This is a genomic window from Phycicoccus sp. Soil803 (genome assembly GCF_001429685.1).
Taxonomy (GTDB): domain Bacteria; phylum Actinomycetota; class Actinomycetes; order Actinomycetales; family Dermatophilaceae; genus Pedococcus.
On sequence record NZ_LMST01000001.1, the window covers coordinates 246,101 to 270,910 of the forward strand.

Below are 24,810 nucleotides of genomic sequence, written 5' to 3' on the forward strand. Positions count from 1 at the left end.
CCGGCAACCCAAGCACCCCCGGGGGCGCCCGGGTCGCGTGGTCAGCGGTAGCGGCGGGCCAGCTCGAGGGCCCGCTGCGGGTAGTCGGCCCCGAAGAGCACCGCGTGCACCAGCAACGGGTGCAGCTGGTGCAGCGCGACCCGTTCGTGCCACTGCGCATCCAGGCGGTGCTGGCCCAGGTAGCCGCCCACCACGAAGTCCCAGTGCGGGCAGCCGAACAACGCCAGCATCGCCAGGTCGGTCTCGCGGTGCCCACCGTGCGCAGCCGGGTCGATGAGGACGGCGCCGCTCGGCGTCCAGGCGATGTTGCCCGACCAGAGGTCGCCGTGGATCCGCGCCGGCGCAGACCCGTCGTCGAACTCCCCGTCGTGCAGCCGTCGCGCCACCCGCTCGAAGACGGCCCGGTCGTGCCGGTGGAAGAGCCCCCGGTCCACGGCTGCCGCCAGCATGGGCAGGAGCCGCTGCTCGGCGTAGAACGACCCCCACGACTCGTCTGGCGTCAACCCCAGCGGCAACAGCTGCGTGGCCGGGCCGAGGAACCCGTCGCCCGCCCACCCCTGCGGCGGGCTGCCGAAGGCCGGTGCGCCGGCGTCGTGCGTCTTCGCCAGGGCTGCCCCGAACGCCTCGGCCATCGCGGGGTCCGGGTTGGCGAAGGACAGCTTCTCCAGGTCGAGGTGCTGGTCCCCCACGCCGAGCACCTTCACCACCGCTGCCCCACCCGGCGCATCGCCCAGCCACGCGAGACCCGCTGCCTCCCAGCGGAAGTAGCCGGGGGGCGCCGAGCGGCTGCCCTTGCGGAAGACGGCGGCGGGCTGCTGCTCGCTCACGAGGGGAGCCCCCTCCGGGGGCGCACGCCGGCCATCCCGACATCTAACCGCGTGGGGGCACCGAGCCGCTTGCGCGGCATACCGGATCTTTGCCAAGCCCAGCCGCACGGCATACGCACCGTTCGCCCGCTGTATGCCGCGCGACTGGCACGGTGCCTGCATGCAGCTCACGATCCGGGTGCGTCCCCGTCTGGCGGCCATCGCCGCCCTCCTGCTCGTCGCCTTCCTCGCCACCACGGCGCGCAGCGCCCTCGCCGCCACGCCCCTGACGGTGGCCCAGGCCATCGCCACCCAGGACGGCTCGAGCCAGGCGGTCACCGGCTACATCGTCGGTGAGCCGGTCGCCACGAACACCGTGAACCGCTCCGGCTTCACCGGTGACCTGGCGATCGCGGTGGCGGACAACGCCTCCGAGACAGGCACCTCGCGGATGCTCTACGTGCAGCTGACGACGCAGTGGCGCTCGGCATGGGGGCTGAAGACCAACCCGGCCAAGCTCGGCACCAAGGTGACGGTCACCGGCCAGCTGACGGCGTACTTCGCCCACCCCGGCCAGAAGTCGCCCACCGCGATCACCGGTGGCACCCCCGACCCCGACCCGACCACCACCACCCCGCCGCCGACGTCCACGACCAGCTCGCCGACGGACACCTACTACGCCAGCGCCATCGGCAAGTCGGGCTCGGCGCTGCGCAGCTCGCTGCACGCGATCATCAGGAACCAGACCGTACTGACCTACGACCAGGTCTGGGACGCGCTCAAGGACACCGACCAGGACCCGGCCAACAGCAACAACGTCATCGAGATCTACTCCGGTCGCTCGATCGCCAAGTCCGACAACGGCGGCGGTGTCGACCAGTGGAACCGCGAGCACGTGTGGGCCAAGAGCCACGGCGACTTCGGCACCGCCAACGGTCCGGGCACCGACGTCCACCACCTGCGCCCCGAGGACGTCACGGTCAACAGCGACCGCGGCAACCTCGACTTCGACAACGGCGGCTCCGCGGTCAACCAGTGCTCCGACTGCTGGCGCGACGCCGACTCGTTCGAGCCGCGCGACGCGGTCAAGGGCGACGTGGCGCGGATGATCCTGTAGATGGCGATCCGCTACGAGGGCGACGACGGCTGGCCGGACCTCGAGCCCAACAACTCGGTCGCCAACGGCACCGCCCCGTACATCGGCAAGCTCACGGTGCTCAAGGCGTGGAGCGCGGGCGACCCGCCGGACGCCTTCGAGAAGCGTCGAAACCAGGTCATCTACGACACCTGGCAGCACAACCGGAACCCGTTCGTCGACCACCCCGAGTGGGTCTCCTCGATCTGGCCGTGACCACCTCGCGACCTGGCCGTGACCACCTCGCGACAAAGCCTCAGCTGGGCCGCTGACCTGCGGGTACCGTGTATCCGTGAGTATCGACACCACCGACGAGGACGCGCGCGAGGCGGAGGCCTTGTACGACGACGCAGGTCAGCGCGGACTCGGTGCTGCGGCCCGCCTGATGGACGACCTGGCCGGCAACCTCGAGGGGCTCGACGACCTCACGCCCTACCTCGAACGGCTCGTCCAGTCGGTCAACGCCAACATCGACGGGTGCGACTGCGTGGGCGTCACCGTCGTCATGGAGGACCGTCCACGCACCGCCGCCTACACGACCGCCGGGACCCTCGAGATCGACGCGGTGCAGTATGCCGTGGGCGACGGACCGTGCCTCGACGCGTTCCGCAACGGCCGGGAGAACCTCGTCGACTTCGCCGGTGGCGAGGAGCGCTGGCCGGCCTTCATCGAGGGTTGCGACCCGGGCGACGTGCAGACGCTGCTGGCCCTTCCGCTCGAGTCGGACGGGCGCCGCTTCGGCGCGCTCAACCTCTACGGCTATGCGCGAAATGCCTTTGACCACACCGATCTCGCGCTCGTGCGGATGGCGGCCCAGCGTGCCGCGGACGCCTTGGCAGCGGCCGTCGATCTGTCCGGGGCGCGCGAGGTGGCCGGCCAGATGGAGCAGGCGATGGCCAGCCGCGCCGTCATCGAGCAGGCCAAGGGACTGCTCATGGGGCGGCACCAGATCGACGAGATGGTGGCCTTCGAGCTGCTCCGCCGCCAGTCGCAGGAGCAGAACCTCAAGCTGCGCGTGCTGGCCGCCCAGCTGGTTGCCGAGGCCCGATCTTCCCGTTCGGAGGCAATCTGAGCTAGTCTCCGAAGCACCTGAAGCAACCGGGTCGGCCAGCTGGCCACTCGGTTGCTTTTTTGTTGCCCAGGAGGATTCGACATGCGAGGTGCCCCCCACGGTTGCCGGGCCGGCGTCATCGACTGCGACCGGCGGACCTCTCCGGGTCTCGGTGCCCGGTGCACCCACGAGCCCCGACGAGGGTCCCTGCGCACGGCCGGCGGGAACCCGTTGGCCCCGCCGTCGACCGCTGACTCGTCGACGCTGCTGGTCTACGTCATGGACATCTACGACCCCGCGTCGTGGGCCTACCTCCCGTCGGTGAGCGCTGTGCTGAGCGCCGCCTGCTCACTGGTGGACGTCGAGGTCGTCCAGTCCGGACGGTTCGCCGCCGGCTCACCGGCCGCCTGCCTGATCGCGCTGCTGGCCGCCGCCGACCTCCCCGTGTCGACGGTCCTGGGCGCGGTGCAGCACCAGTACTTCGTCGGGGGCCTGCCCCTCGACGCACCCGGTGTCCTGGGCTCGATCGCGAACGACCTCGGGCTGGACGGTCCGGCCATCGAGATCTTCGCCCGCAGCCCCCGGGCCCGGCAGCTCGCGTCGGACGACTTCGAGCTGGCTCGCGACCTCGCTCTGGGCGGCGGTCCGCTGCTGCTGGCCAGTCGCGGCGAGCAGGTCTTCGAGTTCGACGGTCCCGGCGCGACCGGGGACCGGCTGGTCGACCAGTTCAGGACGGTGCTCACGAGGCCATAGGGTCTGTTCATGGCCAGACCCCACGCCGCCTCCATCGTCGAGGACGCCTGGCACCGCCAGGTCGACTCGGTGCTGCGCAGCCGCGGGTGGCAGACCCGCATCGTGGCGCACACCGGCTACGGCTCGGAGGAGTTCGCGCGTGTCCTCGGACGCGTCCTTCTCACCCGCCGCGCGGACCGGAGCGAGGGCGGCGAGCGGGCCGACGCGGGTGCCTCGACCGCCGAGCTGCGGTCGGCCGAGGACGAGCGCCGGGGGTGGCGCGCCTTCATCACGGCACCGGCGATGAACGTCCCGGTCACGATCACGCTGGGCCACAAGACCGTCCACACCCGCACCGACCGCAGCGGCTACATCGACACCAAGGTGCGCGGCCACGGGCTCACGCCCGGCTGGCACGAGGCGACGCTGACGTCGGTGGACGCCGAGGAGACGACCGCCGCGGTGATGGTGGTCGGGACCGACGAGACGTTCGGCCTGATCAGCGACATCGACGACACCGTCATCTCGACCTCGCTGCCGCGCCCGATGATCGCGGCCTGGAACACCTTCGTGAAGAGCGAGAACGCCCGCCACGTCGTGCCCGGCATGGCGACGATGTACCGGGAGCTGCTGGCCGAGCACCCGAACGCACCGATGTTCTACGTGTCGACCGGCGCCTGGAACACCGCGCCGACCCTGACTCGCTTCCTGCGCCGGCACGGCTACCCGCCCGGCCCGCTGCTGCTCACCGACTGGGGCCCGACCAACACCGGCTGGTTCCGGTCGGGCCAGGACCACAAGCGGGCCTGCCTGCACCGGCTGGCCAACGAGTTCCCCCACATCCGCTGGGTCCTCGTCGGCGACGACGGCCAGCACGACCCCAAGATCTACGGCGACTTCGTCGAGCAGCGGCCCGACACCGTTGCGGCCATTGCGATCCGCGAGCTGACACCGAGCGAGCAGGTGCTGTCCCACGGCATACCGGTGTCGTTGGAGGAGTTCACGCCGGCCCGCGGGCGGCACGAGAAGGAAGTGCCGGTGTGCCGCGCCGGTGACGGCTACGGGCTGGTCCGCCTCCTGCGCGTGGCTCTGGGTCAGACCACCGCGCCGGACGCCTGACCGCACCGGGGTCCGCGGGTCAGCGGGCGGCGTGGTCGAGGTGGGGCGTCTCTGCGCAGGGGGTGCGCTCGCGCGAGGGCAGACCGACCGCGGTCAGCGCGGCGCCGCCGACGAGCAGTCCGGCGCACACCAGCATCGCGACGCGGTAGGACGGCGCGAGCGCGTCGGCGGACGCGTAGTCGGCCCCACCGAGCCCGACCAGCGGGGGCAGCGCCGCAACGGCCAGGAGGCCGGCCGTCCGCGCCACCGCGTTGTTGACCCCGCTGGCCGTCCCGGCGAGCTCGTCGGGCGCAGCGGCCAGCACGGTGCCGGTCAGGGGTGCCACCGTCATCGACAGGCCGAGCCCCACCAGCGAGATGCCGGGCAGCACGTGCAGGACGAACGACGGGTCACGCGGGGCGACGGCGAGGAGGGCGAATCCCGCTGCGGCGACGAGGGTTCCGCCGATCATGAAGGGGCGCGGGGCGGACCGTGCAGCCATCGTGCCGAACCGTCGCGCGAGCACCAGCATGATGATGCTCAGGGGCAGCGTCGCGGCCCCGGCCTCGAGCGCCGACCAGCCGGCCACGGTCTGCAGGAAGAGCACGAGGAAGAGCAGCGCGGCCGACAGCCCCGCGTAGACGAGCAGCGTGACCAGGTTGATCGTCGTGAAGACGCGGTTGGCGAAGAGCGAGGGTGGGACCATCGGCGCCCGGGCGTGGACCTCGGCCCATGCGAAGGCGGCGAGGGCGAGCAGGCCGAGGACGCCGACCACCACCGCACGCAGGCTGACCCCGTCCGACAGGGCGGTGAGGCCGTAGGTGAGCGCAGCCAGCCCGACCACCGCGAGGGCGATGCCGATGAGGTCGATGTGCTTGCTGGCCAACGGGTTCCGCGACTCGGGCACGAACTTCACCGCCAGCGCGACCACCACCACGGCGAGCGGCACGTTGAGCCAGAAGGCCCACCGCCAGTCGTGCTCGACGAGCCAGCCGCCGACGACGGGGCCCGACGCCGACGCCACCCCGAGCAGACCGGTCCACGCGCCGATGGCCGCCATCCGGTCGTCCCGGTGGAACGAGGCCTGGAGGATGGCCAGGCTGCCGGGCACCAGCAGGGCCGCGCACAGTCCCTGCACGGCCCGGGCGGCGACCAGCACCTCCACGCTGGGTGACAGCGCGCAGAGCGCGGAGGCGACGCCGAAGCCGGCCACGCCCACGGCATACATCGACCGTCGCCCGAACCGGTCACCGAGGGAGCCGCCGAGCAGGATGAACGCGGCCAGCGTCAGGGCGTAGGCGTTGACCACCCACTGGAGCCCGGCGAGGTCGGCGTCGAGGTCGCGGCCGATCGTGGGGAGCGCGACGTTGACGATCGTCCCGTCGAGCAGGGCGATCCCGCTGCCGAGGACCGTGGTCGCGAGGGCCAGGCGTCCACCGTGCGACTTCAGTCGCAGCAGCTCGTGCGGGGCCACTTCTGTCGTCATGCTGCCGCTGTCGTCATGGGCACATCGTCGCACCGCAGCGGAAGTCCGGCTCCGTGACCGGCGGTCTGCCAGACTTGGGCGGGTGCCGGAGCTGCCCGAGGTCCAGGCGCTCGTCGACTTCCTCGCCGAGCGCACCGTCGGGCTGGCCGTGACCGGTGTCGAGCTCGGGTCGTTCTCGGTGCTCAAGACCTTCGACCCCCCACCGCAGGCGCTCACCGGCGCCCCGGTCGACGGCGTCTCACGGCACGGCAAGTTCGTCGACATCGACTGCGACGGCGTCCACCTGATCTTCCACCTGGCCCGCGCCGGGTGGCTGCGCTGGTCCGATGCCGTGCCCAACACCGTGCTGCGACCGGGCAAGTCGCCGATCGCGCTGCGCACCCGGTTCTCCGACGGCTCGGGCTTCGACCTCACCGAGGCCGGCACCAAGAAGCGGCTGGCCGCCTACCTCGTGCGCGACCCTCATGACGTGGCCGGCATCGCCTCGCTCGGCCCCGACCCGCTGGCCGAGGAGTTCACCCGCGAGGCGTTCGGAGCGCTGCTCGCCGGTCGGCGCTCCCAGATCAAGGGCCTGCTGCGTGACCAGGCCTTCATCGCCGGTGTCGGCAACGCCTACTCCGACGAGATCCTGCACGTCGCGAAGATGTCACCGTTCGCGATGGCGTCCAGCCTCGACGCCGAGGCCACCGACCGCCTGTATGCCGCGTTGCGCGACACGCTCGCTGCCGCCGTCGCGACCGCGTCCGGAAAGCCGGCCAAGGAGCTCAAGGACGCCAAGCGCGCCGGCATGCGGGTGCACGGCCGCACCGGCGAGATCTGCCCGGTCTGCGGCGACACCGTGCGCGAGGTGTCCTTCGCCGACTCGTCACTGCAGTACTGCGCCACCTGCCAGACCGGCGGCAAGCCGCTCGCCGACCGGCGGATGTCCCGCCTCCTCAAGTAGCCCGGTCGAGGCGATCGCTCGGCGTGCTCCTCGACTGCACCGCGAGAGCGGCGAGCGCGATGCGGCTCGTCGTGCCGGTCTTGCGGAGCAGGCTGGAGACGTGGGAGCTCACCGTCTTCTCGCTGATGAACAGTCGGCGCGCCACCTGCGCGTAGGTCTCGCCCGCCACGAGATGGTCCAGCACCTCAGCCTCGCGGCGGGTCAGGGTGACGCCCGCCAGCACGTCGCGCGACCCGTCGCCGGACGGCTCACCCACGTCCGGCGTGAGCACCACGAGGTGGGCCTGGAGGGCCAGCTGCTCGATCAGTGCCACCACCGGCGCTGCTCCGAGCTCCTTCGCCACGGCCATCGCCCGGCCCAAGGCGTCGGCGGCCTGCTCGCGGCCCTTCGGCTCCCCCAGCAGCGACCGACCAAGGAGGTACAGCGAACGGGCGTGCTCGAGCCGAAGGCCGGCGTCATGGGTGGCCTCGGCCGCCGCCTGCCAGAGCGGCACCATCATGCGGTCTTCCGCGTGGCACCTCGCGCGGTCGGCAGCGAAGAGCGCGCCCCAGGCCGGATGCAGCGCGTCGTCTGGCCCCGACGGCACATACCGCGGTGGCGAGTCGCCACGAAGCGACACGATCCGCTGCAGCCAGGCGATCGCCGTGGGACCTGGCGCGTCGGAGGCGCCCTCGGCGCCCTCGGCAAGATCGGCGGCGGCCCGCGCTGCGAGCTGGAGGAGCTGATCGGCGGCTGCGGGATCGAGGGCCACCCACGGCGTCATCCACCGCTCCACGAGCTCGAGGGCACGTCGAGGCCGCCCCAGCTCGATGGCGACGATCATCTCGCACAGGTTGAACTCGTCACCCATGCTGCTGACCGGCATCAGCTCCTTGGCCCGGGACAGGTGCGCCTCGGCCGCGGCGACGTCACCCTCCAGCGCGCTGAGCACGGCGGCCCCGCAGCGGGCGGCCGCACCCCACCGGGTGTCCAGTCGCAGGGCCAGCGTCTCGCGGATGACGGACCTCGCCTCATCCCACCTCCCGAGCTGGACCAGCGTCAGGGCTGCCCGCGCCCCCGTGCACGAGATGCCCTGGGCGCTGCCCCGCTCTCGCATGAGTGCATGGACCTCGCGGGACAGCGCCGCCGACGCCGCGAGCTGTCCCACCGACTCGTAGCTGTTGCAGACATTGACCGACACCCGGATGAGCAGCTCCGTGTCGTCGACCGCCCGAGCCCGTGCCCAGGCTCGTTCTGCGTCGACGACGCCTGCGCGGGTGCCCCAGCGCGTCTGCGCTCGCACCACCAGGGCCCAGGCGAGGGCATCGTCCTCGCCGAGCTCCTCGGCGAGGCGCACGGCCTCCTCAGCGTGGTGCATCCCGGAGTCGATGCCCTCGAAAACCTCGAAGTTGGCCAGGTGGGCCAGGGCCAGGACACGCTCCCTCGAGTGCGGGAACAGCTCGGTCAGGGCCACGGCACGCTGGAAATCAGAGACTGACGCCGATGCTGTGCCCGTGACGTTCGTGCCGAGCGCGAAGTTCAGCGCCATCAGGACGCGGCAGGCGCGCAAGGGCTCTTCCTGCGGATCAACGGCCGAGAGGGCCCGGGCGTAGAGCTCCAGGGCGAGAGCCGGCCTACCCGCTGCGATGAGACACCGCCCCGCCCGCGTGAGCAGCTCGGGCGTGGCTGGCCGCGCCTCGGCCGGTACGGCCTCGACCAGCTCCGCTGCCGTCGCGAGGTGCGTTGCCTCCTCGCTGATCGCGCGGAGACGGAGGGCTGCGTCCGCAGCCCGAAGGGCCCATCGGAAGGCCGGTTCGGCGTCCCCGGCCGCGCGGTAGTGCAGGGCGAGGTGGGTGGCCCGCTCGTCATCGCTGACATCCTCGGCCTCCTCCCAGACCGCGGCGAAGGCCCGGTGGACCTCGGGCAGCTGCCACGGCAGCAGCGTCGTCACGATCACCTCGGCCAGCAGGGGGTGGCGGAACCAGACGTCGCCGTGGCCCTGGAGGATCGTGATGCCTTCACCGACTGACTCGCTCACCGCTGCTGCCACGTCCTCGCCGGCCAGACCTCGCCGAACGGCCAGGTCCTGCAGGACCCGGAACGCGACGGGACGCCCGGCGACGGAAACCAGCTGGGTGACCGCCCTCGCGGTGGGGCCGAGACGGTGCCAGGAGGCGAGCAGCGCCTGGGCGAGCCCGCCCTGGCGCCCATCGGCGTCACCGCCTCCCTCTGCCATCAGCTCCGACAGGTAGGGGTTTCCCTCCGACCGCGCGAACACCCTCTCGCTCATCGCCAGGTCGAAGGGGACGCCCGAGAGCCCGACCACGAGCTGCTCCGTCTCGCTGAAGCTGAGGCGCGAAAGCTGGAAGCGGGCGATCCCCTTCACGCGGCGCAGGTCCGCCAGCCACGAGTGCAGCGGGTGACCATCGCCCAGCTCGGTGTCCCGGTACGCGAGCGCGAGGACGAGGTGCTGCGACCGGTGCAGGCCGGCGACGATGAAGGAGAGGACATCGAGGGAGCTCGGGTCTGCCCATTGCAGGTCGTCAACCACGACCAACGTGGGCCCGTCGTCGGCCAGCTGGTCGACGGCCCCGGACAGCCGGAACAACATGCCCTGCGATCCTGTCTCGGCAGCCAGGCCCAGGGTGTGGCCCAGAGAGTGCGGCGACCCGCGGCCGGACGCTGCCCCGGGAAACACCCGATCAACGGTCTCTGATCCCACGCCACGCGCCCACCGATCGAACGCCTGGGTGAACGGGAGGTGCGTGGTCACCTCGGCGCCGAAGCGAAGGCACTGGCCGAACAGGACGTGGAACCCCCGGGCTGTCGCCTGGTCGACCATGTCCCTGAGCAGGGTGGTCTTGCCGATGCCGGGCTCGCCGTGGAGGAGCGTCGCCGTCGGCTCCCCGGCGACCGCTCGGTCGAGTGCGCCGCGCAGGTGCGCCTGCTCGGCTGTGCGTCCCACCAGTGGTCGTGGGGGATCCATGCACCGATCATCCTCCCGTGACTGGTCCGTCGTCGTCGGCAGATCGGTGCGGCACGAGGCCGATCCCTAGTCAGTCGAGCAGGGGGAGCTCCAAGTCGTAGGCCAGGACCACGGCTCGTGCCAGTCGGCGTTCCTGGTCGACGGTGAGGTAGCCGACGGTTCGTCCGAGGACGGCGACCGGGACAGTCAGGACGTTGTCCAGTGAGATCACGCTGTCGGCCTCGAGTCCGTTGTCCGGTCCGACGGCGACCTCGCTGGACAGGCCCTTGATCGTCGTGGTGATCGGGGCCACCGTCACCTTCGTCATCGCACTCCGGGCAGCTTCTCGCGTGAGGACCAGCACCGGTCGGGTCTTGTCGAGGCGGGCCAGGCAGATTTCCCGCACCCGATCAGTCCTGGACCACGGCGTGCGTGCCGGTCCACTCGACGAGGACGTCGAGCTCATCTACCGGGCCGTGCGTCCGAAGGATCTGTGCGTCCTGCTCGGCGGCCAGTCGGCGCATCTCCCGCTCCAATGCCGACGCCACGAGGGCGGCCCTGCTCGGTGCCTTGCCCGAAGCGACGCTGCTGTCGAGGAAGGCGACCATCTGGTCGGGGAGGCGCACGGCGATCTGGATGCTCACCCGACCCAGTCTACCGCAGTGCATCCCGGAATGGGATGCATGCGTCGATCTCTCGTTCAGTCGGGGAGCAGCACGGTCGCTGCGTCGAGGAAGGACTCGGCGGTCTCCTCGTCGTGGAACCACCGCAGGTAGAGCCCGGTCGTGACGCGCTCCACGAAGGCCCACTGCCGCACCCGCTCGGCATCGGTGTCGGTGAGGTCGGCGGCCAGGTCGCAGAGCGCGTCGTGCCTCGCCCGGGCGGTCCGGTGGTCGCGGCTGGCCAGCACCTCGCGGCTGAAGTCACGCACGGTCACCCCGACGTCGTACTCGGGCTCGCACCGGAAGCCGTCGGGGTCGACGAGCTTGTAGCGCGGGATCCCGTTGGCCTGCAACGCGTTGCCCGGGTGCGGGTCGCCATGGCAGAGCACGTCGCGGCGTGGGTCGCGAGTGGCGGACAGGTGGCGGGCCAGCTCGTGGGCCCGGTCGAGCGCCGGCCCCCAGCGGTCGTCGTCGCCCCGCCTGAAGCGCCGGACGATCCCCGCGAGCTGCGCCGCCTTGTCGTCACCGGGTGCGATGACCGGGGCCAGGTCGACCGGCAGCTCCCACGCGAGGCGCAGCGCCGCCGTCAGGTGGTCGACCTGCGCCGACGGCGCGAGCCGCGACGACGCGAGGCTGGCGCCGAGCCGCTCCATCAGGACCGCGCCGCGCGGGACGTCGGAAGCCAGCACCGCGGCATACCCCCGGCCCCGGGCCGCCTCGAGGGTGGCGACCTGCGCCGCGAAGGCGGGGCCGGCCCGGTCGATCTTGAGGACGGCCGGGCGGCCGTCGGCGTCCACGGCCACCACGGGCACCCCGAGACCCTCGCCATAGACCTCGCCGAGGGTGAGCGACCACCGCTGCACGAGGTCGGCGAGCAGCTCGCCCAAGCCGTCGAGGACGGGCGTGAGCACAGGATGGTCACCCACCTGGGCGCGGGCAGTGGCCACCACCCGCGCGATCTGCTCGTCCGGACCCGTCATGCGGACACTGTGCCGTCTGGCGGGACTCCTGCCCACTCGTTTTGGTTTAGGGGTAGCGGCGGGTGGGTGGTTACATGGGCACATGAGCATTCCCCAGGTGCCCGTCACCGACGTCCACGACCACGCCCTCGTGCTCGACGTGCGCGAGCAGGACGAGTGGGACGCCGGGCACGCGCCGGGCGCCGTGCACATCCCGCTGGGTGAGCTCCCGTCGCGGCTCGACGAGCTGCCCGACACCGACGACGGCGTCCTCGCGGTGGCCTGCCGCGGTGGTGGCCGCTCGTCGCGAGCCGTCGCGTGGCTCTCGCAGCAGGGCTTCGACGTGGCCAACCTGCACGGCGGCATGAAGGCCTGGGAGGGCGCGGGCAAGCCGCTCGTCGCCGACTCCGGCTCCGCCACGGTCAAGTAGGGCTGCCGACATGGCGTGGTTCGGACGGCGCCGTGACGACGACGCGGTCCCGGAGCCGCAGGTCGAGGAGCGCACTCTCCCCAGCGCCGGCGACTCGCTCGACCCCAACGCCTCCCTGCGCCCGCTCGTCGACCCGCTCGGCGACGAGGAGCGGGCACGGATCCGTGCCGCCCTCGAGTCCCTGACGGAGGACGACGTCGACGTCGACGACCTCGCGTCCCTCGGTGCCGGGCTCGACCGGGCGTATGCCGCGTGGTCGGCCTCCCCCGAGGACGACCGCCCCGACCACGCCGCCATCGTCGAGCGCTACGCCATCGGGATCGGCGAGTACCTCGACCGCAACACCGACCTCGACTGGCAGGTGGTGACCGACGTCTTCGGGACCGACTTGTCGCTGACCGAGGGCTCCAAGGGGTCGTTCGTCGTGGTGCCGCACAACCTCGTGGCCGGTCGCTGGATGCGGGGCGAGACCGGCTGGGTCCCCGCGGTCGTCGGCCACATCGTCAAGCGCCGCAGCCGCCGCTGAGCCTGCCGCTCGCTCCGTCTCGGGCTTTCTCAGGCATTCGCTAGACAGCCCCAGACGCCCAGATCGTCCACGGCCGACACGATCGCGGCGTATCGCCAAATCTCAGGGAAACACTAGAGAGACCCATACGCTGCGATCGTGGACCCGATACGCAACCCGTACGCCCCCGGAGCCGGCCAGCGCCCGCCCGAGCTGGCCGGACGTGACGAGCAGCTGCACGCCTTCGACGTCGTGCTCGAACGGATCGCCCGGGGCCGCCCGGAGCGCTCGATCGTGCTCACCGGGCTCCGGGGTGTCGGCAAGACCGTCCTGCTCAACGCGCTGCGCTCGGCGGCGGTCCGCGCCCACTGGGGCACCGGCAAGCTGGAGGCGCGGCCCGACCAGGGCCTGCGCCGCCCGCTGTCCGCGGCCCTCCACGTCGCCGTCCGCGAGCTCGGCCACCCGGCCGGCGACCAGGTCGACCACGTCCTCGGTGTGATCAAGGCCTTCGCCCAGCGCGACGCGGCCCCCGGCGCGAAGCTGCGGGAGAAGTGGAACCCGGGCATCGACGCACCGGCCGCCACCGGGCGCGCGGACTCGGGCGACATCGAGATCGACCTGGTCGAGCTGCTCACCGACGTGGGCGGTCTCGCCGCGGACGTCGGCCGCGGAGTCGCGGTCTTCGTCGACGAGATGCAGGACCTGTCGGCCGACGACGTCTCGGCCGTCTGCGCCGCCTGTCACGAGATCTCCCAGTCGGGACTGCCCGTCATCGTCGTCGGGGCCGGCCTGCCCCACCTGCCAGCCGTCCTGTCCGCCTCGAAGTCCTACTCCGAGAGGCTGTTCCGCTACCAACGCATCGACCGGCTCGACCGCGCCGCGGCCGACCTCGCGCTCGTGGCGCCGGCCGGTGACGAGGACGCCGGGTTCACGCCGGAGGCGTTGGATGCCATGTATGCCGCGACCGCCGGCTACCCCTACTTCGTGCAGGCCTACGGCAAGGTCGCGTGGGACGTCGCGCCCCGGTCGCCGATCACCGCCGAGGACATCGCGGTCGCCGCACCCGAGGCGGAAGCGGAGCTGGCCGTGGGGTTCTTCGGCTCACGGTTCGAGCGGGCGACGCCGGCCGAACGCGAGTACCTGCGGGCGATGGCCGATGCGGCGCAGAGCCTCGCCGAGAGCGGCGAGGGGGTCGACGAGACCGAGTCGGTGCCGACGTCGGCCGTCGCCACGGTGCTCGACCGCAAGCCCCAATCCCTCTCTCCCGCAAGGGATGCGCTCCTGAAGAAGGGGCTCATCTACTCGGGCGAGCGCGGTCGGATCGCGTTCACCGTCCCCCACTTCGGCCGCTACCTGCGCACCCAGGGCTGACCGCTCGGGAACCACCACACGGCGGCGGCGAGTCGATAGCGTGCTTCGCATGCCCATCAAGCTCGAGAACGTTGCCATCGCCGTCCGCGACCTCGAGGCGACCATCGCTTTCTTCACCGACCTCGGCCTGACCGTCCTGGGCCGCGACACGGTCAGCGGCGAGTGGACCGACACGGCGGTGGGCCTCGACGGCAACCACGCCAAGATCGCCATGCTCCAGACGCCGGACGGCACCGGCCGGCTCGAGCTGTTCGAGTACCTCCACCCCGACGCGATCGAGACCGAGCCCACCCTGCCCAACGAGATCGGCATGCACCGGGTGGCCTTCTCGGTCGACGACCTCGACGAGGCGCTGGAGGTCGCGGCTCGGCACGGGTGCTACCCGCTGCGGGGGGTCGGGACGTACGAGGACATCTACCGCCTCACCTACGTCCGCGGGCCCAGCGGCATCATCGTGATGCTCGCCGAGGAGCTGCAGAAGGGCTGAGCGCGGATCAGGAGCCGGTGCGGGTGTCGGCGCGGGTGTCGGTGGCGACCCAGTTGGTCTCCCAGGTCGCCCCGTCGTCGTCCGAGAACGCCTGGGTGAACCTCGCCCGGTCGTCCCCGTCCCGCTCGATCACGAACCGGACCCGGATCGGACGTCCGGCCAGCTGGTCCTCGCCGTGGAACTCGCCGACGCCGTCCCGGAACCGGCCGAACACCGAGGGAGTCAGCATCCCGTCGCGCAGGCTGGCGAAGGTCGCGCTCCAGCGCTGGTGCTCCGGTTCGTAGAGCCTCAGGTTGAGGCCGTCGATCTGGCCGTCCGGACCGGACACCCGGAGCTCGACGACGTTGGCGCGACCCTCCAACAGCGGTCGGACGATGCTGGTCCCCTCGAACTCCAGCCACCGCTCCTCGCTGTCCGACAGTGGGTCGGCCAGCACCGTGACGCTGGTGTGCCAGCTCCCCAGCTCCCAGTCGAAGTCGCCTTGCCCGCCAGGCGATGACGTGGTCGAGTGAGTGGTCATGCCGTGACTATCCGGAGGAGCAGGTGGATGGACAAGAGGGCACCTTCAGGTAACCGCTCGGCGGCGCGCCCCAACCCGTTGCCGGGCTGCCCGATGGCTGCGGCCTTCGCCGCGGTCGGTGGGAAGTGGAAGCTGACCCTGCTCTACTGGCTCGCGCATGACGAGACCCACTTCGCCGGGCTGCGCCTCCGCGCCGCGCCGATCTCGGCCAAGGTGCTGGCCGAGCAGCTGCGCGAGCTCCAGGCCGACGGGCTCGTGGAACGGGTCGAGACCGGCCCGGTGCCTGCGCCGGTCGTCTACCGGCTCACCCCCTACGGCGAGACCGCGCTCCCGCTGGTCGAGGGTGTCCGGCTCTGGGGCACCGCGCACCTGGAGCGGTCCGGGGCTCCCGGGGCGGACCCGGACCGGGCCTGCGCCCACGAGGTCGCCTGACCGCGCGTCACCAACTCGCGCCGACAGCGTCCTCCACGTGGACGGCGGGCGGTCTCCACCCACCACCCGGTCCTGGTCGCCCGCCGTCTCAGGCTCCGTGGCCCGACGCGCACTGCGCCGCGCGGTCCTGCATGGTGGCGCGCTCGCGGGTGTTCTTCGTCAGGGCAGCGGACCTCAGGAAGTGCTCCCGGGCTTCCTCGTGGGATCCGTTGCGGCACAAGAGGTCTCCGACGACTGCCGGCAGGAGGTGGTAGCCGCGGAGGTCGGTCCGCTCGAGCAGCGGCAGCACGATCTCCAGCCCGGCCTCCGGCCCGAAGGCCTGGGCGGTCGCCACGCCCCGGTTGAGCTCGACGACCGGTGAGGGGCTGATCTGGGCCAACCCGTCGTAGAGGGCGGTGATGCGCTCCCAGTCGGTGTCCTCGGCGACGCGGGCCCGCGCGTGGCACGCTGCGATCGCAGCCTGGAGCGCATAGGGGCCAACCGTCCCGCCGAGGGCGTCGACCTGCTCGACATGGGCCAGCCCGCTGCGCACCAGCAGCTGGTCCCACCGGCTGCGGTCCTGGTCCATCAGCAGCACGGGGGAGCCGTCCGCGGCGAGGCGGGCAGGGAGCCGGGAGGCCTGGATCTCCATCAGCGCCAGCAGGCCGAGGGTCTCGGTGTCACCCGGGGTGAGGGTGGCCAGCATCCGCCCCAGGCGCAGGGCCTCCGCGCACAGCTCGGGAGTGATCCAGCTGTCGCCGGTCGTGGCCGTGTGCCCCTCGTTGAAGACGAGGTAGATGACCTCGCGCACGGCGTCGAGCCGGGCCGGCCGCTCCTTCGGGCCCGGCAGCTCGAACCGCACGTTGGCCGCGGCCAGGGTCCGCTTGGCCCGCACGATCCGCTGGGCGATGGTCGCCTCGGGGGCGAGGAACGCGCGGGCGACGTCCTCGGTGCGGAGCCCGCAGACCAGCTTGAGGGTCAGGGCCGAGCGCGCGTCGGCCGACAGGATCGGGTGGCACGACATGAAGACCAGCCCGAGCAGGTCGTCCGCGAGGTCGCCGTCGACCACCTCGTCGAGGTCGTGCTCCACCGTCAGGGGCGTGCTCGCCGCCACCACCCGGTACTTCGCCCGCCCGGTGTCGCGCCGGCGGAGCCGGTCGACGGCGAGGTCGCGTGCGGTCTTCGTGAGCCATGCCGCCGGGTTGTCCGGTATGCCGTCGCGGCGCCACCGTTCGAGGGCGGCCACGAAGGCGTCCTGGGCGAGCTCCTCGGCGGTGTCGAGGTCGCCGACGAGGCGGGCCAGGCGGGCGGTCACCCGTGGCGACTCCACGCGCCACAGGGCCGCCACCCGCCGGTCGACCTCGGTGCCCACCGCCTCGTCCCCGGTGTCGGCGCGGTCAGCGCTGCTGCTCGGGGAGGACGAGGTCCTCCACCTCGATGACCTTGCGGACGTCCACCCGGTCGCTGCCCACGAGCAGCGCGAACCGTCGCGCGTGCTCGATCGCCTCGTCCAGCGAGCCCACGTCGAGGATCGCGAAGCCGGCGATCAGCTCCTTGGCCTCGGCGAACGGGCCGTCGATCACCCGGGTCGCGCCGTCCTGCACCTCGATGCGGGCGCCCTTGGCGCTGGAGGCGACTCCTTCGCCGGAGAGCAGGACGCCGGACATCGCCGCCTCCTTCATGTACTCCCCGATGGCGGCCTGCTCCTGCGCGGTCGGCGGGATGCCGTCCTCCATCGCCTGGGTCTGGTAGTGCATCACCATGTAGCGCACGGTCGTGCCTCCTCGGTCGGTCTTCCGTCGCATTCTTCCTCAGGCCTCGGCTGCGGCAGCCGGGCCGTAGACGAGGTAGACCACCCCGGTCTCGAAGGTCTGCGACGAGACCAGCTGCAGCGGGACGGTCGCGCCGTCCTCGAAGAGCTTCTTCCCGTGTCCGACGACGATGGGGTGCACCAGCAGGTGCAGCTCGTCGACCAGCCCCTGCTCGAGCAGCCACCGCACGAGCGTCGCGCTGCCGGTGGTGCCGAGGTCGGTGTCCTGCTTGAGCGCGGTGAGCTCGGCGGCCACGTCGCCGCTCACGACGGTGGAGTTCTCCCAGGTGGCCTCGGTGAGGGTCGAGGACACGACGTACTTGCGGGCCCCGTTCATCGCCGCGGTGAACGGGTCGGCCGGGTCGGCGCCCGGCCAGTAGCCGGCGAACGCCTCGTAGGTGGTGCGGCCCAGCAGGGTCGCGTCCGCAGCCGCCATCTGGGCACCGACCACGGCGCCCATCTCGTCGTTGAAGTAGGGGAAGTGCCAGCTCTCCGGCGACTCGATGACGCCGTCGAGGGAGATGAACAGGCTTGCCTTGATGGATCCCATGGTGTGCTCCTCGGTGAGTGGGTGGTCTCCCGACCGTCCCGGCGGCACCGCCTCTCGGTGCCTTCACCCCCTTCGCCGAACGGCGCACCGCGGTTTCGACAGCCTCCGGAAGATTTCTCGAGAATTTTCCACGCGGCATACCGGCGGGGCGGGTGTAACGTCCGAAGGTCCGGACAATTCGTCCGTGAACCCGCGGACGAACGGTCCCGACCACCCAGGCGACGCCGCCCGACGTCGCTGCACCTTCCGGGTCGGAGGACGACGATGTCTCGATCTCACGTTGCCGGTGCCACCGCGCTCATCCTCGGAGCGGCCGTCATGGCGACCCAGCTCCCCGTCACGGCAGCCGCCGCCGCGGCCGGCGACGAGCTGTCGGTGAGCACCCGGCTCGCCGACCGGCGGGAGGTCTCAGCGGGGACCCGGGCCTACTCGATCGGGTTCGAGGACGGTCGGTTCTACGCGAACGGCTGGCACATCACCGGTGAGATGGGTGGGGTCTGGACCCCGCCGCTGAAGCTGGTCGACGGCGTGTGGTTCGGCCTCGACGACCAGTGGGTGGGTCCGGCGACCACGTTCACGAGCGGGTGGGGCTACAGCCGCTACGACCTGCCCGACACCGCGGGCCTCAAGGTCGCCCGGACCGACTTCGTTCCTGACGGCGTCCGCGGCGCACTCTTCGGCCTGACCGTGACCAACCCGGGTGCCGCCCGGACCGCCACGCTCGCGGTCGACGCCCACTCCGAGCTGATGGGCCAGTACCCGTGGGGCTTCGGCGGGGTGACGCCCAACGCGAGCGACAACCTCCCGGACACCGGGGCCTACGACGGCAAGAGCCTGGTCTTCACCGACGACGGCGCGCTGCCCGGGGCACCGGTCCACCACTACGCCGCCGTCGTCGGGACGTCGGCCACGCCCACCACGGGACAGATCGGCACCCAGTTCTACGGACCCCAGGCCGGCCACCGCTGCACCGGCACCGAGACCGGCGCCCCGGCGGACCCCAAGCCCTCGGCTTGTGACGACGGGCCCTTCGGCAAGGGCACCGGCGGCCGGCTGACCTACAGCCTCGACCTGCCGGCGGGTGGCTCGAAGACCATCTGGCTCGCTGTCGCCGGCTCCGACCAGGGGCTGACCTCCGCCCGCGACGAGCTCGCCAAGGCGCTGGCCGACCCGGCTGCCGCGCTGGCCGCCAAGAAGGCCTCGCGCCAGGCGCTCGCGCAGCTGACCCAGCTGTCCCTGCCGGGTGACCCGTTGGTGCAGGAGGCGGTGCAGTGGGGCAAGCAGAACATCGCCGACCTCACCCAGACGGCGACCGACCTGCAGATCCGCTGGACCAACCAGGGCAAGCAGTTCCCGGCACCGTCGGGGACGGTTGCCAAGGCGACCTGGATCGGGGCCGGCTTCCCCGACTACCCGTGGCTGTTCGGGACCGATGCCGAGTACACCGCGTTCGCGTCGGTGTCGGTCGGGCAGTTCGAGGCGATCAAGGACCACCTGCGGGCCCTGCGCGACGTCTCCGACATCCTCAACAACCGCTCGGGTGTCGTGACCCACGAGGTCATCTCGGACGGCTCGATCTGGTACGGCCAGGACTCGCGCAGCACCAACCCGGACGGCTCCACGACCTACAACTTCAACACCGACGAGACGGTGAAGTTCCCGAGCACGGTGGCGCTCCTGTGGCGCTGGACCGGGGACGACCGGTTCCGCGACGAGCTGTACGACTTCTCGGTGCGCAACCTCAGGTACGTCACGCGCACCCTCGACGCCGACCACGACGGCTTCCCCGAGGGCCTCGGCAACGTCGAGCGCGGCGGGATGGGCACCGAGAAGCTCGACAACACCGTCTACTACGTCCGCGGGCTCTACGACCTGGCCACCATGGCCAAGGCCAAGCACGACGGCACCACCTTCGCCTGGGCCAGCGCCCTGGCCCGCCAGGTGCACGACCGCTTCGACACGGCGTGGTGGTATGCCGCGGCGTCCCAGTACGCCGACTCGCTCGCCGATCCCGGCAACGTCCAGTCCTTCCAGAAGCACTGGATCGGACAGACCCCGATGGAGGCCGAGCTCCAGGTCAACGACCGCACCGCGCCCGGGCTCGCGCCGTACGCCCACGGGACGGCGGCGCTCGCCGGTCGTGAGGACCCCTGCTACAGCGGGACCGCGCCGCTGTCCACGGGCCTCTTCCACACCGGGTGTGGCGGTGGCGCGACCGGCCAGGGCGAGAAGGTCGTCTTCGGCCTGACCACGTCGATCCAGTCGATCGGTGAGGGCAACTACGGCCGGCTCGGCGCCGGACAGCAGCAGCGCTACACCCACGCGCTGGCCGACCCGATGTTCGCCGAGCCCGCCACCGGCGGGACGCCGGACGAGCAGCCCGGTGCCATGCCGGAGATCTTCCCGTCGCCGGACCAGGGCGCGAACATCGACCGCTGCTGGACCTGCCGCTCGATGTTCATGCAGGCCTGGGGCAACTACGGCACCGCGTGGGCGGTGGTGCACCAGTGGCTCGGCCTGCAGCCCGACCTCGGCAACGGCCAGCTGGTCGTGGTCCCGCAGGTGCCGGCCGGTCAGCCGTCGGTCTCCGGTGCGCACATCCGGCTCGGCGGTGGCTTCGCCGACGTGTCGGCCTCGGTCGCCGGGTTTCGCTACACGACGGTGGTCACGGTCGGCTCGGCCGTCGGCGCCGACAAGGTCTGGATCGGGCACACCGTCCCGCGCGGCAGCACCGTGACGCAGGTCGTGCTCGACGGTCAGGCGCTGTCCAGCTGGACCAGCCGCACGACCAACCGCGGCCTCGAGGTGACCGTGCCGACCAAGGCGGGCACGCACACCCTGGAGGTGACGACCTCCTGACGGCGTGGCAGGGTCGGCTCCATGGGTCAGATCGCAGTCCACGAGTTCATCTCCCTCGACGGCGTCTTCGAGTCGCCGAGCTGGACCTTCGAGTTCGGTTTCGACCCGGCGATGGGGGAGACCCTCGCCGGCGTCACCGGTGGTGCCACCGCGATCCTGCTGGGGCGCACGACGTTCGACATGTTCGCTCCCGCCTGGCGGGACCGCACGGTGGAGCAGGACCCGGGTGCACCGTTCTTCAACGAGACCACCAAGTACGTCGTGGGGAAGGAGGCGCCGACCGAGGAGTGGGGCCCGAGCGAACGACTCGGCGGCTACGACGCCGACGCCATCCGACGGCTGAAGGACGACACCGACGGCGCCATCTACGTCTCGGGCAGCGGCCAGCTCGTGCGCGGGCTGCTCGCCGACGGGCTGGTCGACGAGCTGCACCTGTTCGTCTACCCGATCGCGCTCGGCGCGGGGGAGCGGCTGTTCACCGAGGGCAGCAGCCCGACCAGGCTCGCCCTCCTGGACAGCGACGTCTACGCCAACGGCGTGGTCCACCTGTCCTACGGCCCCGCGGCCGCAGCCTCCCAGGACCAGGCGTGAGCGGCCAGGTCGTGGGTGGCCAGGACGTGGGTGCCACCGGCGGAGCGCGACGGGTCGACCTCGGGCACGGGCTCGAGGTCAGCCGACTCGGGTTCGGCGGGATGGCGATCACCCACGTGTACGGCGAGACCGACCCCGCCGAGGGGCTGCGCACCCTGCACCACGCGGTGGATGCCGGCGTCACCTTCATCGACACCGCCGACGTCTACGGCCAGCCCCGCGAAGGCGTCGAGGGCCCGGCCGGCACCAACGAGGAGCTGGTGGCCCAGCTGCTGCGCGACCGCCGCGACGAGGTGCAGCTCGCCACGAAGTTCGGCATCACCGGTGTCCCCAACCAGGGGCCCGGCGCGACCGGGGTCCGGGGCGACGCGGCCTACGTGCGCAGTGCGGCGGAGGCGTCGCTGCGGCGGCTCGGCACCGACGTCATCGACCTGTACTACCTGCACCGCCGCGACGTCAGCGTGCCGATCGAGGAGACGGTCGGGGCGATGGCCGAGCTCGTCGCAGCGGGCAAGGTGCGACACCTCGGCCTCTCCGAGGTCACGGCGACGGAGCTGCGCGCGGCGGCCGCGGTGCACCCGATCAGCGCGGTGCAGAGCGAGTGGAGCATCTGGTCGCGGGACGTCGAGGCGCAGGTCGTCCCGGCCGCCGTCGAGGTGGGCGCCGGGTTCGTGCCGTACTCGCCGCTGGGCCGGGGGTTCCTCACCGGTGCGATGACCAAGGAGGCCGTCGCCGGGTCGATGCTCAAGGGCCACCCGAGGTTCGACGCCGGCTTCGACGCCAACCAGCGGGTCGTGCAGGTCGTGACCGAGGTGGCCACCGAGGTCGGGGCCACCCCCGCGCAGGTGGCGCTGGCCTGGCTCTACGCCCAGGGCGAGCGGCTCGGCCTACCCGTCGTCCCGATCCCCGGCACCCGCCGAGCGGAGCGCGTCGACGAGAACCTCGGTGCCCTCGACGTCCGGCTCGGCGCCGACCACCTGGCCCGGCTCGACGCGGCCGCAGCGCTCGCCGAGGGCGACCGCAACCTGAGCAAGGACCCGGCCTGGATCTCCTCCGGGCGCGAGTAGCCACCACCCGAGCGGCCACCAGCCCGAGCAGCCACCTGCCCGGGAAGCCACCAGCCCGAGGAGCCAGCCATGGTCCAGCACGTCGTCGCCGCGGCACAGCAGGGGGTCGTCGACGACCTCCTCCACCTGCCGATGCCCCCGGCCGAGAAGGTCATCCGCACGGTCGCGGTCTACCTCGGGATCCTGATCGTCATCCGGATCGCAGGCAAACGCCTGATGGGACAGATGAACTCGCAGGACCTCGTCGTGGTGCTGCTGCTGTCCAACGTGGTCCAGAACGCCATCATCGGTGAGGACAACTCGCTGGTCGGCGGGCTGCTCGGCGCGGCAGTGCTCGTCCTCGTCAACGCCGGCCTGGACCACCTGACCCTGCGCATCCCGTGGCTCGCCTGGCTGCTCGACGGTCGTCCCACCGTGGTGGTCACGGACGGGCTCCTCGACCACCGCGCGCTGCTGCACCTCGGGATGACGCCGGAGGAGCTCGACAACGCCATCCAGGCCCAGGGCGCCGACTCGCTGAGCCAGGTGCGCCGGGTGGCCGTCGAGCCCGGTGGCTCGGTCACGGTCGAGCTCCAGCCCGACGCCCGCACCGCCACGATCGGCGACCTGCGTCGCGCGGTCGAGGTTCTCACCGCGCGCCTCGAGGCGCAGGGCAGCGGCCCCGCCCGTGGCTAGGCCCTGACGGCGTAGGGGTACTCCGGCTCGCGCGACTGGAAGGCCAGGATGTCCTCGTTGCGGACCATCCCGTCCTGGATCTCGATCGCCCGGCGGACCGTGTCGTCGGCCGCCCAGGACTCGGGTCCTCCCATCACCGTGGCCAGGTGCGGGAGCAGGGACTCACTGATCTCCCACGTGGCGGAGTTCCAGAGGTAGGACGGGCTGTGGTCGACGCCGTAGTACTGCACGTTGTCCCCCACGACGAACATCGGTGCCTCGAACGTCGTCGGCCGAGCCCAGGCAAACCCCATGCCCTCGTCGCAGGACACGTCGATGACCAAGGTCCCCGGGGCCAGGGCGGGCAGGTCCTCGTCCTCGAGGAACATCATCGGCCGCAGTGGGTCCTGGAGCACGCAGTTGACGATGATGTCGTGCGACGCGAGGAAACCGGGCATCGTCTCGTTGCCCTCTTCGAGGAAGACCTCCAGCGGCCGCACGTCCGCCTCGCCCCGGTCGAACTGCACGATCCGGGCCGAGTGGATCGGCGACGCGACAGCAGTGGTGTCACGCTGGGTGAGGATGTCGACCTGGTTGACCCCCAACGCGCTCAAGGCGGTCACGGCGCCCCGGGCGGTGGCCCCGAAGCCGATCACGGCCGCGCTGAGCCGGCGGCCGTAGTCACCCGTGGAGCCCACCAGCGCCAGCGCGTGCAGCACCGAGGCGTAGCCGGCGATCTCGTTGTTCTTGTGCAGCACGTGCAGCTTGAAGGAGCCGTCGCTGCCCCAGAGGTTCATCGCCTCGAAGGCGATCATCGTCAGCCGCTTGTCGATCGCGAGCTGGGTGATCGCACCGTCCTGGACACAGTGCGGCCAGCCCCACAGGACCTGGCCGTCCCGCAGCTCCGCGACGTCGGCAGGGGTCGGCTTGGGCATCATGACGACGTCGCACCGCGCCACCAGCTCGGCCCGCGTCAGGATGCCGCCGACCTGGGGCGCCAGCTCGGCATCGCTGACCCCGAACTGCCGGCCGTAGCCCTCCTCGAGGAAGATCCGCGGGCGCAGGTCCGCCCCGATCCGGCCGAAGTGGAGCGGGTGGATCGGCAGCCGACGCTCGTTCTCCTTGCGCGAGGTGCCGACGAGTCCGACGCTGAGCTGGTCCATCGAGGGCTCCTTGGTTTCTGCCCTGTCTAACACAGTTCCGCGCCACCACCGGCCGGCCCGCGCGCGACCCTGCGACGGCGGCTACCGCCCCTCGGGTATGCCGTGCAGTCGCCGGTGCAGCTCCCGCACCTCCTGCTCGAGCTCGGGTGCCGGCCCGTCCACGGGCAGTCCCGGCGCGACGGCCTGGACGGGAAGGGGGTTCACCGGTCCCGGCGGCACGCCCCACGCGCGGAGCCAGCCGACGAGCTGCTCGGTCGACACGGCATACACGATGCGGCCCAGACCGACCCACGCGTGCGCGGCGGAGCACATCGCACAGTGCTCGCCGGAGGTGTAGACGGTGCACGCGCCCCGCTCGTCGGCCGGCAGGTTCAGGGCGGCCCACTTGGCCGCCTCGAACTCCGGGTGCCGGGTCTGGTCACCGTCCTGCACCCGGTTGCGGTCGGCGAAGCGGACCTGCCCGGCGCCGTCGACCAGCACCGAGCCGAACGGTTCGTCACCGGCGTCGAGGCCTTCGCGGGCCAGGGCGACGCACTGGCGCAGGTGGGTCAGGTCGACGTCGGAGAGAGCCATGGA

Annotated in this window: 25 protein-coding genes and 1 pseudogene; 14 read left to right on the plus strand and 12 right to left on the minus strand. The window is 71.8% G+C overall.

Translation table 11 applies throughout. The annotated features are described in order from the left end of the window. Positions 1–41: 41 nt before the first annotated feature. A complete protein-coding gene (locus ASG95_RS01100) occupies positions 42–827 on the minus strand; it encodes a fructosamine kinase family protein (protein ID WP_057376245.1) in 786 nt (261 codons plus the stop codon). A gap of 160 nt (positions 828–987) precedes the next feature. Here ASG95_RS01100 and ASG95_RS20635 point away from each other — a divergent pair. From ASG95_RS20635 to ASG95_RS01120, 4 genes and pseudogenes are all read left to right on the plus strand, one after another. Next, a pseudogene (locus ASG95_RS20635) lies at positions 988–2,157 on the plus strand (endonuclease). A gap of 76 nt (positions 2,158–2,233) precedes the next feature. Then, positions 2,234–3,013, plus strand: a complete 780-nt coding sequence (locus ASG95_RS01110) for a GAF and ANTAR domain-containing protein (RefSeq protein WP_057376246.1) — start codon at positions 2,234–2,236, stop codon at positions 3,011–3,013. A gap of 81 nt (positions 3,014–3,094) precedes the next feature. Next, a complete protein-coding gene (locus ASG95_RS01115) occupies positions 3,095–3,745 on the plus strand; it encodes a hypothetical protein (protein ID WP_057376247.1) in 651 nt (216 codons plus the stop codon). Between the two features lie 9 nt (positions 3,746–3,754). Then, entirely contained in the window at positions 3,755–4,843 is a 1,089-nt protein-coding gene (locus ASG95_RS01120; RefSeq protein WP_056921304.1) for an App1 family protein, read from the plus strand. A 19-nt stretch (positions 4,844–4,862) separates the two neighbouring features. Here the strand turns inward: ASG95_RS01120 and ASG95_RS01125 are convergent, their stop codons facing one another. Continuing rightward, complete coding sequence (locus ASG95_RS01125) at positions 4,863–6,308, minus strand: MFS transporter (protein ID WP_057376248.1); 1,446 nt, start codon at positions 6,306–6,308, stop codon at positions 4,863–4,865. A gap of 82 nt (positions 6,309–6,390) precedes the next feature. On the opposite strand from ASG95_RS01125, the gene ASG95_RS01130 reads away from it, so the two are divergent. Next, on the plus strand, positions 6,391–7,251 hold the full coding sequence (locus ASG95_RS01130; protein ID WP_057376249.1) for an Fpg/Nei family DNA glycosylase: 861 nt from the start codon (positions 6,391–6,393) through the stop codon (positions 7,249–7,251). On the opposite strand, the gene ASG95_RS01135 is transcribed toward ASG95_RS01130, so the two are convergent. From ASG95_RS01135 to ASG95_RS01150, 4 genes are all read right to left on the minus strand, one after another. After that, entirely contained in the window at positions 7,244–10,216 is a 2,973-nt protein-coding gene (locus tag ASG95_RS01135; RefSeq protein ID WP_082592242.1) for a helix-turn-helix transcriptional regulator, read from the minus strand. The genes ASG95_RS01130 and ASG95_RS01135 overlap by 8 nt on opposite strands. A 70-nt stretch (positions 10,217–10,286) precedes the next feature. After that, positions 10,287–10,601, minus strand: a complete 315-nt coding sequence (locus ASG95_RS01140) for a type II toxin-antitoxin system PemK/MazF family toxin (RefSeq protein WP_056921300.1) — start codon at positions 10,599–10,601, stop codon at positions 10,287–10,289. 4 nt (positions 10,602–10,605) lie between these two features. After that, entirely contained in the window at positions 10,606–10,839 is a 234-nt protein-coding gene (locus ASG95_RS01145) for a YlcI/YnfO family protein (RefSeq protein WP_057378658.1), read from the minus strand. A gap of 56 nt (positions 10,840–10,895) precedes the next feature. Then, complete coding sequence (locus ASG95_RS01150) at positions 10,896–11,837, minus strand: aminoglycoside phosphotransferase family protein (protein WP_057376251.1); 942 nt, start codon at positions 11,835–11,837, stop codon at positions 10,896–10,898. A gap of 82 nt (positions 11,838–11,919) precedes the next feature. Here ASG95_RS01150 and ASG95_RS01155 point away from each other — a divergent pair, with 82 nt between their 5' ends. From ASG95_RS01155 to ASG95_RS01170, 4 genes are all read left to right on the plus strand, one after another. Beyond that, the gene (locus tag ASG95_RS01155; protein ID WP_056921297.1) at positions 11,920–12,246 is read left to right on the plus strand and encodes a rhodanese-like domain-containing protein; all 327 of its coding nucleotides are present in this window, start codon (positions 11,920–11,922) and stop codon (positions 12,244–12,246) included. Between the two features lie 10 nt (positions 12,247–12,256). Beyond that, on the plus strand, positions 12,257–12,772 hold the full coding sequence (locus tag ASG95_RS01160) for a DUF3806 domain-containing protein (RefSeq protein WP_057376252.1): 516 nt from the start codon (positions 12,257–12,259) through the stop codon (positions 12,770–12,772). 138 nt (positions 12,773–12,910) lie between these two features. Further along, the gene (locus ASG95_RS01165) at positions 12,911–14,122 is read left to right on the plus strand and encodes an ATP-binding protein (protein WP_057376253.1); all 1,212 of its coding nucleotides are present in this window, start codon (positions 12,911–12,913) and stop codon (positions 14,120–14,122) included. 49 nt (positions 14,123–14,171) lie between these two features. After that, on the plus strand, positions 14,172–14,609 hold the full coding sequence (locus ASG95_RS01170; protein ID WP_056921294.1) for a VOC family protein: 438 nt from the start codon (positions 14,172–14,174) through the stop codon (positions 14,607–14,609). Between the two features lie 7 nt (positions 14,610–14,616). Here ASG95_RS01170 and ASG95_RS01175 read toward each other — a convergent pair whose 3' ends face one another. Further along, positions 14,617–15,129, minus strand: coding sequence for a hypothetical protein (locus tag ASG95_RS01175; RefSeq protein ID WP_057376254.1), 513 nt, complete (start codon positions 15,127–15,129; stop codon positions 14,617–14,619). 27 nt (positions 15,130–15,156) lie between these two features. Between ASG95_RS01175 and ASG95_RS01180 the strand changes: the two genes are divergently transcribed. Further along, positions 15,157–15,561, plus strand: coding sequence for a helix-turn-helix domain-containing protein (locus tag ASG95_RS01180; RefSeq protein WP_235543227.1), 405 nt, complete (start codon positions 15,157–15,159; stop codon positions 15,559–15,561). An 88-nt stretch (positions 15,562–15,649) separates the two neighbouring features. Here ASG95_RS01180 and ASG95_RS01185 read toward each other — a convergent pair whose 3' ends face one another. The 3 genes from ASG95_RS01185 to ASG95_RS01195 are packed head-to-tail and all read right to left on the minus strand — an operon-like array spanning position 15,650 to position 17,900. After that, positions 15,650–16,912: an RNA polymerase sigma factor gene (locus ASG95_RS01185; RefSeq protein ID WP_057376256.1), complete on the minus strand. Its 1,263-nt coding sequence runs from the start codon at positions 16,910–16,912 to the stop codon at positions 15,650–15,652. Positions 16,913–16,937: 25 nt separating this feature from the next. Then, a complete protein-coding gene (locus tag ASG95_RS01190; RefSeq protein ID WP_235544104.1) occupies positions 16,938–17,303 on the minus strand; it encodes a YciI family protein in 366 nt (121 codons plus the stop codon). A gap of 48 nt (positions 17,304–17,351) precedes the next feature. After that, positions 17,352–17,900 carry a dihydrofolate reductase family protein gene (locus ASG95_RS01195; protein WP_057376257.1) on the minus strand — a complete coding sequence of 183 codons (549 nt, stop codon included), beginning with the start codon at positions 17,898–17,900 and terminating at the stop codon, positions 17,352–17,354. Positions 17,901–18,164: 264 nt separating this feature from the next. Between ASG95_RS01195 and ASG95_RS01200 the strand changes: the two genes are divergently transcribed. The 4 genes from ASG95_RS01200 (at position 18,165) to ASG95_RS01215 (ending at position 23,092) form a co-directional block, all read left to right on the plus strand. Beyond that, entirely contained in the window at positions 18,165–20,759 is a 2,595-nt protein-coding gene (locus ASG95_RS01200) for a glycogen debranching protein (RefSeq protein ID WP_157581673.1), read from the plus strand. A gap of 21 nt (positions 20,760–20,780) precedes the next feature. After that, positions 20,781–21,350: a dihydrofolate reductase family protein gene (locus ASG95_RS01205; RefSeq protein WP_057376258.1), complete on the plus strand. Its 570-nt coding sequence runs from the start codon at positions 20,781–20,783 to the stop codon at positions 21,348–21,350. Continuing rightward, positions 21,347–22,417, plus strand: coding sequence for an aldo/keto reductase (locus ASG95_RS01210; protein WP_255358306.1), 1,071 nt, complete (start codon positions 21,347–21,349; stop codon positions 22,415–22,417). Before ASG95_RS01205 ends, ASG95_RS01210 begins: the two co-directional genes overlap by 4 nt. 69 nt (positions 22,418–22,486) lie before the next feature. Beyond that, entirely contained in the window at positions 22,487–23,092 is a 606-nt protein-coding gene (locus ASG95_RS01215) for a DUF421 domain-containing protein (protein ID WP_082592245.1), read from the plus strand. On the opposite strand, the gene ASG95_RS01220 is transcribed toward ASG95_RS01215, so the two are convergent. Both ASG95_RS01220 and ASG95_RS01225 read right to left on the minus strand, forming a co-directional pair. After that, entirely contained in the window at positions 23,089–24,234 is a 1,146-nt protein-coding gene (locus ASG95_RS01220; protein ID WP_057376259.1) for a N(5)-(carboxyethyl)ornithine synthase, read from the minus strand. The two genes, ASG95_RS01215 and ASG95_RS01220, sit on opposite strands and share 4 nt — an antisense overlap. A gap of 81 nt (positions 24,235–24,315) precedes the next feature. Then, the gene (locus tag ASG95_RS01225; RefSeq protein ID WP_057376260.1) at positions 24,316–24,807 is read right to left on the minus strand and encodes a nucleoside deaminase; all 492 of its coding nucleotides are present in this window, start codon (positions 24,805–24,807) and stop codon (positions 24,316–24,318) included. Positions 24,808–24,810 lie beyond the last annotated feature (3 nt).